We start from the raw sequence: 16,068 nt of genomic DNA, 5'->3' as shown, positions 1-16,068 counted from the left end.
GCGCATATGGAGACCGCATGAGCTTCCTGTTCCACCCGTCCCGCTGGACCGCCGGACTCGGCCTCGTCGCCGCGCAGTTGCTGGGCAGCGCTGCCGTCGCCCAGCCCTCGGGCGGCCCCTATGGGCCCGTGCCGCAACGCTATGCGCTGCCCAAGGCGGCCCACGTCTACTTCGTCGCTCCGGAGGGCAAGGCCCAGGCTTTAGGGAGCTCCATCGGCGAGCCGACGTCCATCGAGGCCACCATGGACCGCGTCGTCAGCGGCGACGCCATCATCATGCGCGGCGGCACCTACCGCACGGGCGGGCTGCAACTCAACCAGGGCATCACCATCCAGCCCTATCAGGATGAAATACCGGTCCTGAAGGGCACGCGCGTGGCGACCGAGTGGGAGAGCCTGGGCAACAACGTCTGGCGCACGAAGTGGGCGACGCTCTTCCCCGCGGCGCCGCTGGGCTGGTGGCGGGCCGAACGCGAGGGCATGCTGACGCCTCTGCACCGCTTCAACAACGACATGGTCTTCGTCGACGGTGAGGCGCTGCAGTCCGCCGGCTGGCCGGGCGAGGTCGGCGCCAAGGGCTTCTTCGTCGACTATGCCAAGGGTCATGTCTACATCGGCGTGAACCCGGCCGGACGCCTCGTCGAGATCACAGCGCACGACGTTGCCCTGCATCGTCCGTCCCGCAAGGTGCACGGCAAGGAATCAGACCGCAAGGGCCCGACGCTGCGCGGCCTCACCTTCACGCAATACGCCTACCGCGCCATCGACATCGAGGGCAGGAAGCCCTCGACACCGGTGTCCGAGGAGCCGACGGACGACCCGGTCGGCCCGTCTGCCGAGGCCGAGCACGGCAAGGAAGTCGTCGGCACGCTGCTGGAGAACGTCACGATCACCCATTGCTCGCGCGTGGCCGGCTATTTCCGCGGCGACAAGCTTGTCATCCGCAACTCGCTGGTCAGCGACACCGGCACCGAAGGCATCTACGTCATCGGTTCGTCCGACGTGCTCCTGGAACGCAACCTCATCCGGCGCAACAACGTCCGGCGGCTGACCGGCTACTACCCGTCGGCGGTGAAGATCTTCAACCAGTCCTACCGAGTCACGCTGCGGGACAACCTCGTCGTCGAGCAGCCGTACTCCAACGGCGTCTGGTACGACGTCGGCAACGTCGACGGCGTCTTCGTCAACAACCACGTCGAAGGCGCGCTCGCCGGCCTGTTCTTCGAGATCTCCAAGGGTGTCACGGTCGCCGGCAACGTGTTCGTGAACAACCAGCAGGGCCTGCGCGTGCTGAACAGCGCGGGCGCCAGGGTGCAGCACAACACCTTCGTCAACTCGCCGGTGCTGATCGACCGCAACGAACGCAGCGCCCAGGGCGACCATTTCGGCTGGCATCCGCAGACGGGGCCGGACGTCAACGAGCGCGTGGGCCATGTCTTCGAGGCCAACCTGGTGGTGGCCGACGCGGCGGTGAAGGGGCCGTTGCTGCGCATCGAACAGGCGCCGGCCATCTGCGGCAAGGTCAGCGAGGCCATGACGGCGCGCATAGACGGCAACGTCTACCTTCGCTCCGGCAGCGGCCAGCCGCTGGTCGGCTGGGCGCCCGTGCCGGGCACGCCCTGCCAGACCCAGTTCGCCAGCCTGGACGAGTTCCGCCAGGCCGTGCCCGGCGTGGAGATCAGGGGCAGGGCGCTGGCGTCCGACGGCGGCGCCGTCTTCCGCAGCCCGGAGCTGCGCCGCTTCGAGCTGGCCCGGGTGCCCGAGGGCGTGCTGCCGCTGCCGGTGCCGGCGGACCTGCGCAAGCTGCTGGGGTGGAGCACTGCCACCCATCTGCCAGGCGCCTACTGACGTGTCATCCAGCGGCGCAGCGCAAAGCTGGCGCCGTCCACCAGCGCGACCAGCACGAGCATGGCGATGAGCACGGTGGCCGTCTTGTCCATCTGGAACAGGCCCATGTGGAACATCAGCAGCTGGCCCAGGCCGCCGGCGCCGACGACGCCCAGCACGGCGGCGGCGCGGATGTTGTTCTCCCAGCGGTAGAGCGTGTAGCTCATCAACTGCGGCAGCACCTGCGGCAGCGTGGCGTAGAGGAACACGCGGGTCGCGCCCGCGCCCTGCGTGCGCAGCGCGGCGCCGGGGCCGGGTGGCGCGTTCTCGATCGCTTCGGCAAACAGCCGGCCCAGTACGCCGCTGGTATGGATGGCCAGGGCCAGCGTGCCGGCGAAGGGGCCCAGGCCGGCGCTGATGAGCAGCATGGCCGCCCACACCAGCTCGGGCACCGAACGCAACGCATTGAGCAGCAGGCGTGCCGCAGCGCGGCCGCGCTTCAGCTGGCTGGCCGGCAGGGCCAGGGCCAGACCGGCCAGCGCCGCCAGCAAGCTGCCCAGGGCCGACATGGCCAGCGTTTCCCAGGCACCGTCCACCACCTTGCGGACAAAGCTGGGGCTGAAATCAGGCGGAAAGAACTCGCGCATGAAGCGGCCCATGCTGGCCAGCGCCTCGCCTGACGCGAAGTTAGCCAGCTTCAGGTCCAGCGACGCGAAGCTGGCCACGACCAGGGCCAGCACGCCGGCCACCAGCCAGCAGGCACGGCAGCGGGCGCTGAACAGCGGCGGCGGGAGCTTGTGCGATGGCTTCATCGCGTCAACCCAGCGCACGCCGCAGTGCGGCGCTGAGGCGGTCGGCCAGCGCGACCAGGGCCACGAAGACCAGCAGCATGGTCGCCACCTCGCCGCCGGCGAACATCTTCATCGAGCTGTCCATCTGCTGGCCCAGGCCGCCCGCGCCGACGAAGCCCAGCACCACCGAGCTGCGGATGGCACATTCCCAGCGGTAGACGGTGTAGCTGGTCAGCTCGGCGGCGTTCTGCGGCAGCAGGCCGTAGGCGAAGGCCTGCATCCGGGTGGCGCCATTGCGCAGCAGCGTCTGCGAGGCCTGTGCGTCGCCGCTCTCAAGGATCTCGGCATAGACCTTGCCCAGCATGCCGCCGTAGGTGAGCGCGATGGCCAGCACGCCCGACGTGGGTCCCAGGCCCACGACGCGCACGAATACCAGGGCCCAGACCAGCTCCGGCATGCTGCGCAGCCCTATGAGCAGGCCGCGCACGAGCTGGCGCGCGGCGTAGGGCAGGGGCGCCATCGCTCCGGCCAGCGCCGAGACCGACAGCGCCCGCGTGGCCGCCAGCGTCAGTGGCAGCGCGACCAGCAGCGCCAGTGTCACGCCGGCCGTCGCAATGGCCACCGTGCGCCAGGTCTCGCGAGCCAGCATCCAGAGGAAGTCGCTGCCGAAGGCAGGCGGGAAGAAGCTGCCGACGAAGCGGCCGGTGACGCGCAGCGAGTCGGGCTCCAGCAGCAGCCAGGGCTTGAACTCGGTGGCGACCAGCAGCGGCCACAGCAGCACGGCCCCGGCGGCGGCCAGGCCCAGGCGGCCCAGCCAGGCGGGGTCACGGCGCGCAGCGGCGTTCAGCGGCATTGCATCACCACGGGCGGGGCGGGCCGGGGCCGGTCGTCGGCCGGTGCTGGGCCGCCGAGCAGCTCGTCCTCGTGCTGGGCATACAGGCGTGCCAACAGCTCGGGCGTGACCTCGGCGGCGGGCAGGTCGAACACCAGCCGACCCTCGCGCAGGCCCAGGATGCGTGGGAAATGAGCCAGCGCGGCGTCCACCTGGTGCAGCGTGGCCACCAGCGTCACGCCGCGTGCACGGGCCTCGCGCACCAGGGCGGCAATGGCGCGCTGGGCGCGGGCAGGGTCCAGGGCCGACAGCGGCTCGTCCACCAGCCACAGCCGCGCCGGCGCGACCAGGGCGCGGGCCAGGCCTACGCGCTGGCGCTCGCCACCAGACAGGCGGTCCACGCGCTCGAACAGCTTGTCGCTCAGCTCGAAGACGTCCAGCGCCGCATCGGCCGCGGGGATGTCGACCGGGTAGAACAGTGAGCGCAGCGCCGTCCACAGGCTCCAGCCGGGCAGCCGCCCGGCCAGGACGGCCGTCACGACGCGCTGGCGCGGCGGCAGCGGCGGCACCTGCGGCACCAGGATGAGCCGCCCGCGCAAGGCCTGCAGCGCGCGGCGCGGCAGCGACCAGGGCGTTGCGCCGTCCACCGCCAGGCGGCCCGAGGCCGGCGGGCGGGCGCAGGCCAGCACCTCCAGCAGCGTCGTCTTGCCCGCGCCCGAGGGACCGATGACGGCCAGTTGCTCGCCCTCGGCGATGTCGATGCTCAGGCCGGTCAGCGCAGCGGCCGCGTCGCGCCTCGCCGTCGCGTGGCGGGCACTCAGGTCTAGCAGGGAGATCTTCACCGGCCGCACTCTAGCCGGCCGCGCAACTGCGGAAGCCGGCCGGCACGTCGCTGCGCGCGGCCGGGAAGAAGTTGCGATAGCGCGGATGGCGCATGCGCGGCTGGGTGCAGTGGGAGGCGCCGCGCAGCACGGGGCGGCCGTCGAACCAGGGGGCGGAATAGTCGCCGTAGGGGTGGGGCTCAAAGCCGGGGAAGGGCGCGAAGGGGCTGGCTGTCCATTCCCACACGTCGCCCCAGCGGAAGTCCTCGGGTCGAGTGCAGGCGGCCAACTCCCATTCGGCCTCGGTCGGCAGGCGCCGGCCCGCCCAAAGGCACCAGGCCTGGGCCTCGTCGCGGGTCAGATGGCAGGCGGCGAGGGAGAGGTCCAGCGGCTGCCATTGGCCGTGGCGCCATGACTGCCAGCGGCCATCGTCGCGGCGCAGATAGCGCGGCGCAGGCTGGTCGCAGGCTTCGACGAAGGGCAGGTATTCGGCCCAGCGCACGGCCTGGGCGTCGATGCTGAAGGGCTGCAGCGCGACGTCGAGGCCGGCCAGCTCGTTGTCGAAGGCAAAGCCGGCGTCGGTGTCGCTGCCCAGCCGCCATTGGCCCGCGTCGAATTCCAGGGCTGCCGGCGGTGCAGGCAGGGGCAGTGGCTGCCAGCGCGCATCGACGACGGGCAGGCCCAGGCCGCGCGCCATGTAGAGGGCGGCCTCGTGGTGCATGTCCTCGTGCAGCAGCGCGAGGCGGAAGAAGTAGAGCGCGTCGTCGCCGTCGCCGGCCTCGCGCAGCAGGGCCTGGGTCTGGGCCAGTTGGCGGGCGAGGTCGTCGCGCGTCGCGGCGGCATCGGGCAGGGGGAGCTGCCAGCGGCTGTCGTGCGGCACCTCGCCGGAGTTGTAGAGGGCGTCGGCATTCGCGCGCAGCGGCGCCCGGCGCGGGGCACGGGCGTCGGCGCGCGGCCCCAGCCCCCGCTCGGGATTGCGTCCGACCCAGAACTCCTGGAACCAGCCGACATGGCCCAGCTCCCACAGCGGCGGGTTGATCTCGGCGCGCAGCGGCACGGCGAGCCGGGGCAGGGCCTGCGCCAAGGCGGCGAAGGTGGCCAGCGTGTCGGCGCGGCTGGCTTCCAGCGCCCGGGCGAGCACTTCGGGGCCGCCCCGACGGGCATCCAGGGCGACCCGGGTTAGGCTGCTGTCGTGCATCGTGATTCCCTCGTCATCGTGACGCCGGCCCTGGCCCAGGCCCACAACGGCAACTGGCAGACGGCCCACCGCTGGGCGCGGCTGCTGCGACCAGCTTACCGCGTGCGCCTGGCCGAACGCTGGGACGGGGGCGACGAGTCCTTGCTGATCGCGCTACATGCGCGCCGCTCGGCGGCGTCCATCGCGGCCTGGCACGCGGCCCATCCGGCGCGTCCCCTGGTGCTGGTGATGACCGGGACTGACCTCTACCGCGACATCGGCAGCGATGCCGGCGCCCAGCGCTCGCTGGTGCTGGCCGACGCCCTCGTCGTGCTGAACGAGCTGGGCCCGCGCCAGTTGCCGGCGGCGCTGCAGGCCAAGGCCCATGTGGTGTTGCAGTCCTGCGCGGCGCGCGCGCCGCGGGTCCATACCCACCGGCATCTGCGTGCCGTCATGGTGGGCCATCTGCGCGACGAGAAGGACCCTCGCACCTACTGGCGTGCTGCTCGCCGCCTTGCCGGGCGGTCCGACCTACGGCTCGACCACATCGGCGCCGCGCTGGACCCGGCGCTGGGCGCGGAGGCCGCCGCGCTGGCGGCCGGGCAGTCGAACTTCCGTTGGCTGGGCGGCATGGAGCACGCAGCCGTGCGACGGCACATCCAGGCCGCCCATGTGCTGGTGCATGCCAGCCTCATGGAGGGGGGCGCCCATGTCGTCATCGAAGCCATACGCAGCGGCACGCCGGTGCTGGCTTCGCGCATAGACGGCAACCTGGGCCTGCTGGGCGAGGGCTACGAGGGCCTCTTCGAACCCGGCGACGACGAGGGCCTGGCGGCCCTGCTTGCCCGTGCCCGCGACGATGCCGATATGCTTCCCCGACTGACCACCCTGCTCAGCCCGCGCGCCGCCCTGTTCGCGCCCGAGGCCGAACAGGGCACGCTGCGCCGCCTCGTCGGTGCGCTGCTTGCCAAGACCTCCCAGCCATGAATGCTCCCATCCCCTCCAACGAACCCCGCCTGACCTCGCTGTCCCACGGCGGCGGCTGCGGCTGCAAGATCGCGCCGGGCGTGCTGTCCGAGATCCTGAAGGGCACGACGGCCCTGCCTATCCCCAAGGAGCTTCTGGTGGGCATAGAGACGGCCGACGACGCCGCCGTCTACCAGCTCAACGAAGAACAGGCCCTGATCGCGACGACGGACTTCTTCATGCCCATCGTCGACGACCCGTTCGACTTCGGCCGCATCGCAGCGACCAATGCGATCAGCGACGTCTACGCGATGGGCGGCCGGCCCATCCTGGCGCTGGCCCTGGTGGGCATGCCCATCAACGTGCTGTCCACTCAGACCATAGGCCGCGTGCTGGAGGGAGGCGCCTCGGTCTGCCGCGCGGCGGGCATCCCCATCGCCGGTGGCCACACCATCGACTCGGTGGAGGCCATCTACGGCCTTGTCGCGCTGGGCCTGGTGCATCCCAAGCGCGTCAAGCGCAACGCCGATGCGCGGCCCGGCGACATGCTGGTGCTGGGCAAGCCGCTGGGCGTGGGCATCCTGAGCGCGGCGCTGAAGAAAGAGCAGCTCGACGCCGAGGGCTATGCCCGCATGATCGCGACGACGACGCGGCTGAACACGCCGGGGCCGGACCTCGCGGCGCTGCCGGGCGTGCATGCGCTGACCGACGTGACCGGCTTCGGGCTGGCCGGCCATGCGCTGGAGCTGGCGCGCGGCGCCGGCTGCACGGTGGAGCTGGACTGGCGCACGGTGCCGCTGCTGGCGGGCGTGCGCGAGCTGGCGGAGCGGGGCTTCGTCACCGGCGCGTCGGGGCGCAACTGGGCCGGTTATGGCGGCGACGTGCAACTGCCCGAGAGCTTCGCCGCAGAGGATCGCGCGCTGCTGACCGACCCCCAGACCAGCGGTGGCCTGCTGGTGTCCTGCGAGCCGGGCGCCGTGGATGCGGTGCTGGCCACCTTCGCCCGTCACGGATTCGATGCGGCGGCTGTCGTGGGCCGTGTCACGCCGACCGGCGAGCGGCCGCTGCGAATCCAGGCCTGACTACTTCGGCGGACGAACCTCCGCCGCCCCGTCCAGGCGGATCACACGCCGCGACCGGCTCTCCGTGTCGTCCAGCGACTCGCTGACGAGGCGATTGTGCTGCTCCCAGTCCTCCGCGCTGCGGATGATGCTGGGCTTGAGGAGGACCACCAGCTCGCGCTTGCGGCCGTTGTTGGCGCGGTTGCCGAACAGCATGGACGTCAGCGGGTTGCTGTCGGCGCCGGGCAGGCCCGAGCCTCGGCGCGTCGCCTCCATCTGCATCAGGCCGCCGATGGCGACGATGTGGCCGTCGGGGATGCGCACGACGGTGTCGCTCTCGTTGACGCTGGCGCTGGCCAGCGGCAGGCGGAAGTTGCCGACCGAACCGAGGTCGACCTGCTTGACCTTCTCGGTCACGTTGGAGACCGAGGGGTGGACGTGCAGCGTGATCATGTCGGCTGCGTCGATCTGCGGCGTCACGTCCAGCGCGACGCCGCTGAAGAATGGCGTCAGCGTCAAGGTCGGGATCTGGTTGACCACGCCGTTGGTGCCGGTGCTGTTTGTGCTGCTGTTGCTGTTGCTGCCGCTGATGCCGGTGATGAAGTAGTCGTCGGTGCCGACCTTGAGCACGGCCTTCTGGTTGTTCAGCGTGGCGATGCGCGGGCTGGACAGGATCTGCGTGTCGCCGTGGCTCTCGATGAAGCTCAGCAGTGCCTGGAAGCCGCCGCGGGACAGCGCCAGGCCGAAGCTGCCACCGCCCGCCGAGGGCAGGGGGATGAGGTCGGGCCAGGCGGGGCTCTGCGTGCCGGTGGACAGCACCGGCAGGCCGCGCGTGTTGCTGACCAGCGGGTTGATGATGGTGCTGACGCCGGTGGGGATGGAGGGGTTGACGCTGGTCTGGCCGATGGCGCCGCGGTCGCCGACGCGCGACCAGTCGATGCCGCTCTGGTAGCCCTCGCGCAGCTCGACCTCGACGATCTTGGCCTCCAGCATGACCTGGCGCTCGACGGACAGTCGCGTCGCCTTCAGCCAGGCCTCGACATGGCGCAACTCCTCAGGCATGGCGCGCACGGCAACCGTGCCGGTCTGCGGGCTCGTGATGACGGTGCGGCCTTCGCCGGCGCCGACCAGAGCCTTCAGCGCATTGCTCGTCTCGCTCCAGAAGTCGGCCATGACCTTGGTGCTGAGCTGGCTGCTTTCCTGCTGCAGCACGGTGTTGGTGCTGCCGGAGACGCCCGCGGCCGTGTTGCCGGTGGAGCCAGCCGGCGCGGCGCCGGAGGAGACGCGCACCTCGCTGCGGCCACTGCGCTGCTGGGCCAGCGCGTTGATCGTGAAGACGCGGGTCTGCAGCGTCGGCGGAAAGACGGTGATGCGGCGGCCGTCGATGGAATAGTCGAAGCCGTAGACCTCGCGGATGGCGTCCAGCGACTCGCGCAGCGTGACACCCTTGAGCGTGACCGACAGCGGACCTGCCACTGCCGGGTGCACCAGCATGCTGTAGCGCGTGTCGCTGACCAGCGACAGGAAGACGTCGCGGGCCGGCGCACCGTTGACGATGAGGTCGAAGCGTGGCTCCGGTGGCAGGGCGGGCGCGGGGGGCGGCGCAGGCTGGGACGGCGCGGCAGGGACGGAGGCCGCCAGCGCGGGCGGGACCGTGCGTTGGGCCTGCAGCTCCTCGCGCAACGCCTGGCTGGGCTGGGCCACGCGCAGCGGCTTGTCCGCGCAACCCGCCAGCAGCACGGCGGCGCTGAGCAGCAAGAGACGGGGGGCGGGGGCCTTCATGGCTTCTCCTTGGATTTCCTGGCGGCGGCGGCCGACGCGGCCGGGGGCGGCGGCGCGGGCGGGCGCTTCTCGACGCCGCCGTACAGCGGCTCGCGGCGCAGTTGGCCGGCCTCGCGCAGCCAGACAGCCTGCTCGGTGATGCGCTCGATGCGCGCGCCGTCGAGTCGCTCGCCGACGCCATGGCGGCGGCCACGCTGCACGACGTAGCCGCGACCTTCGGCGAAGACAACCTGGCGGATGGCCCTGTCGTCCTCGGCGCCGGAGGCGGCCGACGCCGGCACGGCGGCGGCCAGCGCGCTGCGCAGCGCTGGCGGCCAGGCGGTCGGGTCGCGGGTGGGCTCGTCGGCGCGGGCTGGCACGAGCGCCAGCAGCAGCAGCAGCAGCGGCAACAGCGCGGGGGCTCTCATGGATGCACCTTCAGCAGGAAAAGCTCGGCCTGCAGGCGCGACGCTTCGTTGCCGCCGCCCGCGCTCAGGCGCATCTGGCCCCAGCGCAGGCCGGGCAGCTCGCGCTCCAGCGCCTGCAGATAACGCTGGACGTCGTGATAGCCGCCCTGCACCTGCAGCTCCACGCCCTGCCAGCTCAGGCCATCAAGCGCCGGCTGATGCTCGCCGGCGACGGGCGCATCGTCCAGCAGTCGCAAGCGCTCCAGCACGAGGCCCGGCTGCTGCGCCAGCAGGCGCTGCAGCACGACGGCCAGCCCCTCGCCGGCGCTGGCCGAGCCGGCGCGGCGCAAGGCCTCGTCCAGGCGCGCGCGCTCGGTACGGGCGCCGTCGAGCTGGCGACGCAGCCGGGCGACAGGGTCGCTGCTCCCCTGGCTGGCGGCGACGAACTGATCACGCATCTGGCCCAACTCGGCGGCGTGCCGCGCGGCCTCTTCGCGGCGCTGTGCGGTTCGCGCGGCATGCGGCGACAGTACCAGCGTATCGAACAGCGCGGCCAGCACGGCAAGCAGGCTCAGGAAGAGGAAGCTGCGCTCGCGCAGGCTCAGCGCATCGATGCGCTGAGCCTGGCGCTCCCAGGCGGCCCGCAAGCGGCGCAGCAGGGCCTGGTCGGTCTGTGCCTTCATCGTGCACCTCCCGAAGCAGCGCTGGCCGCAGCCGCCGGCGCACTGACGACCCGGAAGGCCCAGACCGGCAGGGGGCTCTGGGCCAGCAGGCCGCCGTGCTCCAGCAGGGGGTGGCTGCCGACGGCGCCCTCCGCCGCACCCCTGCGCTCGACGCGCAGCGCCGAAAGCTCCTGCCCGACCAGCAGCGGGTGCGCGCCGAGCTGGCCCAGCCACGGCCGCAGCACGCTGGTGTCCAGCGTGCCGCCGATGAGCTCGACCCGGCCAGGCGCGTAGTGCAGCTCGCTGAGCCAGGCGGACTCCGGCAGGCTGCGGGCGATGAGGGCGAGCAGGTCGGAATGGCGCTGGCCGGCCATGCGGCCGCCTTCGCTGCCCAGGCTGGCGAGCAGGGCCCGGCGCTGGGCGTTGCCGGCCTCCAGCGGCTGCAGCTGCTGCTGCAGGCTGTTGACGTCCTGCGGCGCGGGCAGCGTCGCATGCGCCACGCTCAGCTGCTGGCGCTCGGCGGCGTAGCGGGCCAGCAAGGCCTGATGGTCGAGCGCGGCCTGCCGGTCGCGCTGTTGCATCCACGCTGCCGCCGCCAGGCCGGCTGCGACCAGCAGCCCGGTGGCCTGCAGCAGCGTCAGCGCCGAAAAGTAGCGCTTCGGGGCCAGCAGGATGGGCGTGAGGAGGTTGATCTGCTGCGGCATCAGAGCTGCCTGGTCTCGGTGCGCAGGGCGGCGCCCAGCAGGGGAATGCAGGCGGCCAGGGCCTGGGCGGCGTCGCCCTCGGGCTCAGGGTGGCCGGCGGCGAAGGCAGCGAGCGGGTCCAGGGCCACGGTGCGCAGGCCCAGCTCGCGCTGGATCAGCGCAGCGACCTCGGGGCCGTTCGAGGCCGAGACGGCGTACAGGCGCGCCAGCGGTAGCTCGGGCCAGCTGCGCTCCCAGACGTCGATGGAGCGCTGCAGCTCGACGACCAGCGGCGACTCCCGGGCGGTGCCGCCTTCGAAGTCACCGCCGGGCTGGTACTCGAAGCCCAGCGGCAGCTCGGGGGCGGGGCCATCGGCCTGCTCGCCACGCGCCCGGGCCAGCAGGGCGGGGTCGGCCTCGATGCGTCGGGTGTAGAAGAGCTCGTCGCCGGCGCAGACGACCAGCAGGCATTGCCCCTCTTCGATGAGAACGGCCGCACAGGCGCGCGCGGCGAGGTCGTCGGCCCGGGCCCGAAGGGCCAGCAGGTTGCGCAACGCCGTCTCCCAGATGTCCACGATGGAAACCTGGTCGGTCAGGCCGGCGGCGCCGTCGGTCAAGGCCTTGATGGCACTGTTGCGCGCCGCGACGACGAAGAGCTGGCGCTGCGCCCGCTGGATGTCGCCGCCGACATGCATGACGTCCAGCGTCAGCTCGGCGACATCCACATCCACCAGCTCTTTGATCTGCCAGCGCGCCGCGGCCTTGAGCTCCTCCTGCGGCACGTTGGGCGTGTCGACCTTGAGGATGCTGTAGTCTGCCGGGTCCAGCAGCGCGATGGCCTCGCCAGCTGGGACGGGCCTTGCCGCGTCGACGAGGCCCCAGCGCAGCAGCCGCACCGGGGCCTCGCCCGGCGCGCCATCGGTCAGCACGAAGGCCTGCCGGCCGCCCGCCAGGCGCAGCAGCAGGCGCTGGGAGCTGCTGCGCGGGGACCAGGGCCAGCGCATCAGAAGTTCTCCCGCTGGTAGAGGACGCCGTCGCTGCCGCGGTACAGCCCCCAGCTCGCTCGGGCGCCGGGGTCGTTGCTGGCGCCGCACCAGTTGCCGCGCAGGCTCGCCAGGTTGGCGCCCTGCGTTGCCGGCGTCGTGGGGGCCCAGCCCGCCTTGGCGAGGCAGGACTGGTCGGGCGGCGGCGAGGCGGCGTCCAGGGCGATGGCGACGTCGACGCTGAGGCGCGCGCCACTGCTCTGAGTCAGCGTGATGAAGCTGCCGTTGACGGGGTCCACGGTGACACTGGCCGGGTTCATGCTGACGCCCAGCGGCTTCGGTCGGAAATTGCCGAAGCTCAGGTTTGCGGCGCTGACGCTGGTGCAGGAATCCAAGGTGTTGGTTCTGTAGGCGGCGAGACCGCTGTCCCAGTACTGGGCCGTCAGCGGCAGGGTCAGCGCGCGGTTGGGGGCACTCATGCCATTTTGCAAGCGCAGGCGGCCGTATCGCAGCCGGACTTGCCCCAGCAGGCTGCGGTCGACGGTGGTCGAGGGCGGGCTGGTGGCCAGGTTCAGCGCCAGCATGCCGACGCCGTCGCCATCCACGGGCGCGATGCCGAACTGGGCCGTGTCGAAGGGGCCGCCGGGGCTGGTGCCGCGGACCGCGTTGGCTGTCAGACGCACGTTGGCCACGCCGCTGCTCCAGCTGCCGCTGCCGGCCGAGGTGGGGAGCCCTGCGCCCTTGAACGACGTCGCGCCGGCGACGCCGGCCAGGTTGAGGTTGACCGGCGTCGCGACGGCCAGCTTGGCGAAGCTGCCCGTGTAGTTCTGCGTGGTCGCGCCGGCCGTGTTCAGCGCAGTCAGCGTGAAGGCCACGACGAAGTTCTCGCCCAGGTAGCTGAAGTCGGAGGCTGGTTTGCAGCCGAGATCGCTGCGCTGCGTGACGGCGAAGCCGCTGGTCACGAAGCCGGCCGGCACGAAGCGGCCGACATTGGCGCTGGGCGTGCCCGTCACGCTGCCGCTGCCCAGGTAGCCGGCGCTGCTGGCCGTGGAGGCCGTGATCTGCATGATGCCCACCTCGCTGTAGCTGAGATTGGCGACGCTGGCGCTGCCGCCGCTGAACTGCCCGCCGGCCAGCGTGGCGTTGCCTAGCGTGCCGGTCGCACCTCCGGCCGGCTGCACCAGGCCGGGCGTCAGCAGCACGCCCTCGGGCGTGTTCTCGCGGCCAAAGTTGGGCGTCGCGACGCCGCCCGATGTGACGGCCGTGATACGGGCTCCGAAGGGCGCGCCGGCCTGCGTGAAGACGGCGTCACCAGGGCCCGCGGCGGCCGGGTTGGGCGCGGCAGCGGCGTTGCTGACGCTGTCGACCGTGAAGCCGCCGGGCCGCGTGACGAAGGCGTTGCTGGCGCCGCTGAGCGGGTCGCCGTTGATGGTGGTGTTGAAGTACAGGGTCGTGCGACCCACGTCGGCGAAGTTGAGCGTGAACGGCGCATTGCCGTTGGCATCGAACGTCATCGCCACGGCCGAGTAGGCCAGCGCCGCGGCGGCGGCGTTGCGCTGGACGGTGGTGGGCAGGCCGGCGTTGACGCTCATCAGGTTGCCGCCGCTGCAGGTCGACGGGTCGTTGCACTGATAGGCCCAGTTCACGCTGCGACTGCCGCTGAGCGCGGGCTCGCAGGCCTGGGTCGTCGTGTTGCTGCGCACGGCGCGCAGGAAGAGGCCGCTGGACGCTGTACCGGCCGTTTGCGTGGGCAGGCTGGCGACGCCGCCGCCGGCACTTGCCGAGATGATGAAGCCGGCCCGGTTGAAGGTGGTGGTGCAGCTGTTGGCGGCGCTGCAGCTGCCGCCGTTGGGACAGCATTGCCGGCCGTTGGCGGCAGGCACGGTCTCCCCGCTCAGCGTCACGGCCACGGCCGTGCCGTCCGCGCCCGCCGGCAGGCTCAGCGTGGTCGTCGCGACGCCGTTGCTGAAGCTGACGACACTGCCGGCCAGCGTGCCGGCGCTGCTGCTCAACCCCGCGCTGCCGTTGACCGTCGTGTCGACGCTGGTGCAGGGGCTGCTGGCGTTGGCACAGGCCTTGACGGTCAGCGTCGTGGGCAGGCAGGTGAGGCTGCTGGTGGGCAGGGACAGCTCATAGTGGTCGGTGCTGCTCGAGGGGCCGCCGCTGCGCAGCGCCACCAGCACCCCAAGGCTGGCCAGCACCGCGTTGCCGCTGGACTGCTTGCTGCCCGACGCCCCGGCGCCGGCCTGGGCGGCATACGAGGTGCCCAGCACCAGGCCGTTGGGGCCGGCGCTGGTGCCGATGTTGACCGCCTGGGTCATGCCGCTGGGGGTGGCGACGCTGCCATTGCCGTTCACGGCCGTGTGGACGGCCACGAGGAGGGCGCTGGCCGTGCTCGTCAGGACGGAGGGCGCCGTGTAGGTGGCGGAGGCGGCGTTGGACTGCGAGGCGCTGGCGTCTATGGGCGTCGTCGTGTCCACGCCGCGGAAGGCCAGCGCGGCGCCCGCGGCGCGGCCCGTGGAGCCCAGCTTCCAGTCGTAGCTGGCCGGCTCCGAGGCGGTGGCCTGCTTGCGGTAGATGGACAGGCCGATGGAGTTGTTGATGCCGTCGTCCTGGCTGCGCACCAGCACCCAGCCGGTGGGCACGCTGATCATGTTCTGGTCCAGCGGCACGCTGCCGGTACGCTGCACCAGCACGGCCAGCATCATGTCGCCCGCGGCCAGGCCGGGAGGCGGGGTCAGCGAGATCAGGTTGGTCGGCGACGACTGGGCCTGGGTGCTGGCGCCGACATAGCTGGGCGCAGCGCGGCTCAGCGTCGCCACCAGCAGCAGGCCGAGGAAGACGAGGAGGGCGGAGCTCTTCATCGGGACAGCGTCCGCAGCAGTTGCCGCTCGACGTAGGTGGGCTCTGCCGTCGCCCCGTTGGGGCAGGCGCCGCCGGCCGGCAGGTTGCAGGCGGTCGCCTGCAGCGCGTAGAAGGCCAGATTCTGGTCGCCGTCGCTGACGGTGCCGCTGGACGGCGTGCGCGTGCAGCTGACGGTGACCGCGAAGCCGGCAAGCTGGTCGGCCAGGGCAATGCTCTTGGTGGCGAAGCAGGCCGGCTGGGGCGTGCCGGCCGGGCCGCTCAAGACTTGCCAACTACCCCATTCCAGCCCCGCCAGCGCGGCCTGGTAGGCCCGCGCGGCCGCCAGCTCACCCGCCGAGCCGAGCTGCTGGCGCTGGCTCAGCGAGGCCAGCGCGGCCCCCAGGGCCGCCAGCGCCACCAGGATGAACAGCATCGTCATTGCCGTGAAGCCGCGCGCCGTGGTCATGGCAGGTTGTCCGCGTGGACGGCATGGTAGAGGCTGACCGTCTCGCCCCTGCGGCTCAGCGAGATCTGCAGCGTGACCAGGGCGTAGCGGGCGGCAACGGCACCGGGGTCGTAGCCGAAGAGGCAGGCTGTCACGTCGCGGGCCAGCACGGCGCTGCTGCCGCCGGAAGGCGGGTCGGGCTGGACGGCGTTGAAGCCGTAGCCGCTGTAGCGCGTCAGCGTGCCGGCCGCCAGGTCGCAGCGGTAGCTGACGGGCGGCTCTATGGCGTAGACACGGAACGGCGGCGCCTGCAGCGGGTTGGGCAGCGGCGCGCCGGTGATGCCGACGCTGCTGGCGTTGCCGGCGGCGCTGGTCGAGGTGCGCACGTTGCTGAGGGTGTAGGCATCGGCGTCGGGGGTGCCGGCGCCGAGGTTGTACCAGGCCAGTTGCTGGCTGGCGTGGCTGAGCGTGAGCGGCGGTCCGACGATGTCGAAGCCCGCGTCGACGACGCCGAACTTCAGCGGGTTGCCTGACTCCGTCGCATAGCGCGCTGCGCCGCTGACCGGGATCAGCTCCACGCTCAGCGCGCTGGCTGAAACGCGGACGCTGTTGGGCAGGGCCCGGCTCAGGTCACGGCCGATGCGGCGCAGTGCGGTGTCGGCCTCGTCGCCGAGCTGGGCGCGCGCTGAGCTCGAGAAATAGGCCGTCGTCGCGGGCGCGATGAAGACGGCCACGATGGCAATCACGACACCGGTGATGGCGATGACCATCACCGACTCGATCAGCGTGAAGCCGCGTTCTGCCCTCAT

At 72.0% G+C, this 16,068-nt stretch carries 15 protein-coding genes; 3 read left to right on the top strand and 12 right to left on the bottom strand.

Going from position 1 to position 16,068, the window contains the following annotated elements; translation table 11 throughout:
* Positions 1-17: 17 nt before the first annotated feature.
* A complete protein-coding gene (locus JOY88_RS11905) occupies positions 18-1,847 on the top strand; it encodes a right-handed parallel beta-helix repeat-containing protein (protein WP_293502641.1) in 1,830 nt (609 codons plus the stop codon).
* On the opposite strand, the gene phnE is transcribed toward JOY88_RS11905, so the two are convergent.
* From phnE to senA, 4 genes are read right to left on the bottom strand one after another with little or no spacing between them, the layout of a single operon-like run.
* Positions 1,841-2,638: a phosphonate ABC transporter, permease protein PhnE gene (gene phnE / locus JOY88_RS11900; protein ID WP_293502639.1), complete on the bottom strand. Its 798-nt coding sequence runs from the start codon at positions 2,636-2,638 to the stop codon at positions 1,841-1,843. The genes JOY88_RS11905 and phnE overlap by 7 nt on opposite strands.
* A gap of 4 nt (positions 2,639-2,642) precedes the next feature.
* Complete coding sequence (locus tag JOY88_RS11895; RefSeq protein WP_293502638.1) at positions 2,643-3,470, bottom strand: PhnE/PtxC family ABC transporter permease; 828 nt, start codon at positions 3,468-3,470, stop codon at positions 2,643-2,645.
* Positions 3,461-4,291 (bottom strand): phosphonate ABC transporter ATP-binding protein, encoded by an 831-nt coding sequence (locus JOY88_RS11890; protein ID WP_293502637.1) that lies wholly within the window; start codon positions 4,289-4,291, stop codon positions 3,461-3,463. Before JOY88_RS11890 ends, JOY88_RS11895 begins: the two co-directional genes overlap by 10 nt.
* Positions 4,292-4,301: 10 nt before the next feature.
* Positions 4,302-5,468, bottom strand: coding sequence for a selenoneine synthase SenA (gene senA, locus JOY88_RS11885; RefSeq protein WP_293502636.1), 1,167 nt, complete (start codon positions 5,466-5,468; stop codon positions 4,302-4,304).
* On the opposite strand from senA, the gene senB reads away from it, so the two are divergent.
* Positions 5,463-6,434 (top strand): selenoneine biosynthesis selenosugar synthase SenB, encoded by a 972-nt coding sequence (gene senB / locus JOY88_RS11880; RefSeq protein ID WP_293502635.1) that lies wholly within the window; start codon positions 5,463-5,465, stop codon positions 6,432-6,434. The genes senA and senB overlap by 6 nt on opposite strands.
* Positions 6,431-7,495 carry a selenide, water dikinase SelD gene (gene selD, locus JOY88_RS11875; RefSeq protein ID WP_293502634.1) on the top strand — a complete coding sequence of 355 codons (1,065 nt, stop codon included), beginning with the start codon at positions 6,431-6,433 and terminating at the stop codon, positions 7,493-7,495. Before senB ends, selD begins: the two co-directional genes overlap by 4 nt.
* On the opposite strand, the gene JOY88_RS11870 is transcribed toward selD, so the two are convergent.
* From JOY88_RS11870 to JOY88_RS11835, 8 genes are read right to left on the bottom strand one after another with little or no spacing between them, the layout of a single operon-like run.
* A complete protein-coding gene (locus JOY88_RS11870) occupies positions 7,496-9,256 on the bottom strand; it encodes a pilus (MSHA type) biogenesis protein MshL (protein ID WP_293502632.1) in 1,761 nt (586 codons plus the stop codon).
* Complete coding sequence (locus tag JOY88_RS11865) at positions 9,253-9,663, bottom strand: hypothetical protein (protein WP_293502631.1); 411 nt, start codon at positions 9,661-9,663, stop codon at positions 9,253-9,255. Before JOY88_RS11865 ends, JOY88_RS11870 begins: the two co-directional genes overlap by 4 nt.
* A complete protein-coding gene (locus JOY88_RS11860; protein ID WP_293502630.1) occupies positions 9,660-10,325 on the bottom strand; it encodes a hypothetical protein in 666 nt (221 codons plus the stop codon). Before JOY88_RS11860 ends, JOY88_RS11865 begins: the two co-directional genes overlap by 4 nt.
* Positions 10,322-11,008, bottom strand: a complete 687-nt coding sequence (locus JOY88_RS11855; RefSeq protein WP_293502628.1) for a PilN family protein — start codon at positions 11,006-11,008, stop codon at positions 10,322-10,324. Before JOY88_RS11855 ends, JOY88_RS11860 begins: the two co-directional genes overlap by 4 nt.
* Entirely contained in the window at positions 11,008-11,991 is a 984-nt protein-coding gene (locus tag JOY88_RS11850) for a hypothetical protein (protein WP_293502626.1), read from the bottom strand. The genes JOY88_RS11855 and JOY88_RS11850 overlap by 1 nt, the downstream gene beginning before the upstream one ends.
* A complete protein-coding gene (locus JOY88_RS11845) occupies positions 11,991-14,834 on the bottom strand; it encodes a DUF6701 domain-containing protein (protein ID WP_293502625.1) in 2,844 nt (947 codons plus the stop codon). The genes JOY88_RS11850 and JOY88_RS11845 overlap by 1 nt, the downstream gene beginning before the upstream one ends.
* Positions 14,831-15,280 (bottom strand): agglutinin biogenesis protein MshP, encoded by a 450-nt coding sequence (locus JOY88_RS11840; RefSeq protein ID WP_293502623.1) that lies wholly within the window; start codon positions 15,278-15,280, stop codon positions 14,831-14,833. Before JOY88_RS11840 ends, JOY88_RS11845 begins: the two co-directional genes overlap by 4 nt.
* Positions 15,277-16,068, bottom strand: coding sequence for a type II secretion system protein (locus JOY88_RS11835; RefSeq protein ID WP_293502621.1), 792 nt, complete (start codon positions 16,066-16,068; stop codon positions 15,277-15,279). The genes JOY88_RS11840 and JOY88_RS11835 overlap by 4 nt, the downstream gene beginning before the upstream one ends.

Source organism: Roseateles sp. (assembly GCF_019237615.1).
Taxonomy (GTDB): domain Bacteria; phylum Pseudomonadota; class Gammaproteobacteria; order Burkholderiales; family Burkholderiaceae_C; genus Pelomonas.
This window is presented reverse-complemented; position numbering and strand designations above follow the sequence as displayed.

Excerpts from the sequence above, each read along its gene's own strand:
- JOY88_RS11845 (WP_293502625.1), bottom strand. The coding sequence starts at position 14,834 with ATGAAGAGCTCCGCCCTCCTCGTCTTCCTCGGCCTGCTGCTGGTGGCG.
- JOY88_RS11850 (WP_293502626.1), bottom strand. The coding sequence starts at position 11,991 with ATGCGCTGGCCCTGGTCCCCGCGCAGCAGCTCCCAGCGCCTGCTGCTG.
- JOY88_RS11835 (WP_293502621.1), bottom strand. The coding sequence starts at position 16,068 with ATGAGGGCAGAACGCGGCTTCACGCTGATCGAGTCGGTGATGGTCATC.
- JOY88_RS11865 (WP_293502631.1), bottom strand. The coding sequence starts at position 9,663 with ATGAGAGCCCCCGCGCTGTTGCCGCTGCTGCTGCTGCTGCTGGCGCTC.
- JOY88_RS11905 (WP_293502641.1), top strand. The coding sequence starts at position 18 with ATGAGCTTCCTGTTCCACCCGTCCCGCTGGACCGCCGGACTCGGCCTC.
- JOY88_RS11860 (WP_293502630.1), bottom strand. The coding sequence starts at position 10,325 with ATGAAGGCACAGACCGACCAGGCCCTGCTGCGCCGCTTGCGGGCCGCC.
- JOY88_RS11855 (WP_293502628.1), bottom strand. The coding sequence starts at position 11,008 with ATGCCGCAGCAGATCAACCTCCTCACGCCCATCCTGCTGGCCCCGAAG.
- JOY88_RS11840 (WP_293502623.1), bottom strand. The coding sequence starts at position 15,280 with ATGACCACGGCGCGCGGCTTCACGGCAATGACGATGCTGTTCATCCTG.
- senA (WP_293502636.1), bottom strand. The coding sequence starts at position 5,468 with ATGCACGACAGCAGCCTAACCCGGGTCGCCCTGGATGCCCGTCGGGGC.
- JOY88_RS11870 (WP_293502632.1), bottom strand. The coding sequence starts at position 9,256 with ATGAAGGCCCCCGCCCCCCGTCTCTTGCTGCTCAGCGCCGCCGTGCTG.
- selD (WP_293502634.1), top strand. The coding sequence starts at position 6,431 with ATGAATGCTCCCATCCCCTCCAACGAACCCCGCCTGACCTCGCTGTCC.
- phnE (WP_293502639.1), bottom strand. The coding sequence starts at position 2,638 with ATGAAGCCATCGCACAAGCTCCCGCCGCCGCTGTTCAGCGCCCGCTGC.
- JOY88_RS11895 (WP_293502638.1), bottom strand. The coding sequence starts at position 3,470 with ATGCCGCTGAACGCCGCTGCGCGCCGTGACCCCGCCTGGCTGGGCCGC.